The sequence below is a fragment of the Paraflavisolibacter caeni genome, assembly GCF_025628885.1.
Classification (GTDB): Bacteria; Bacteroidota; Bacteroidia; order Chitinophagales; family Chitinophagaceae; genus Flavisolibacter; species Flavisolibacter caeni.
Genome location: NZ_JAOTIF010000087.1, coordinates 1 through 508 on the forward strand (window position 1 = coordinate 1; position 508 = coordinate 508).

Annotated in this window: 1 protein-coding gene; it reads right to left on the reverse strand. The window is 38.6% G+C overall.

Going from position 1 to position 508, the window contains the following annotated elements; translation table 11 throughout:
• Window positions 1-471, reverse strand: a 471-nt coding sequence (locus OCK74_RS27885; RefSeq protein ID WP_279300402.1) for a hypothetical protein, incomplete at its 3' end; no start/stop codon positions are given.
• Between the last annotated feature and the right edge of the window lie 37 nt (window positions 472-508).

Sequence of the window (508 nt, forward strand, 5' to 3'; positions counted from 1 at the left end):
CATGCGCAGGTGTTCGACAAGTATCAGCTTACGTCTTGTTAGCTTTAGAACTCGTCCTGAGCCTTTTTGATTACCCGTTCCAATGTATAAGAGGTGGGGGTTCGGATCATAATTCCATTCAGCATTATTGATAATTTTGCCGTTTTTTAGCATTGGTCCATTTTGATTACCCGTGCTCACGTATGTTGTCTCTGCTTTCGGATCAACATTCGATTCAGTTTTAGTGACAATGAAGAAGGAGCCACTTATTACTCTTTGACTACATGTTCCGTCTTCACTAAAAATAATATTCGGCCTTCCTCCTTTTGGCACTTTTACACGTCTTCCCGAAGTCTCCGTGTAGATAGCTGCCCATTCCTTTGATAACGCCTTTCGCACATCCTTCTCATTATCGAGTTTAATTTTAGCAAAAGAAAAGGTGCAGGATGGGTTAATGAGTGAAATCAACAACAAAAAAGAAAGTACTCTCATAATAAGTTAGTTAAAATTGATTTAATTGGAATATAAC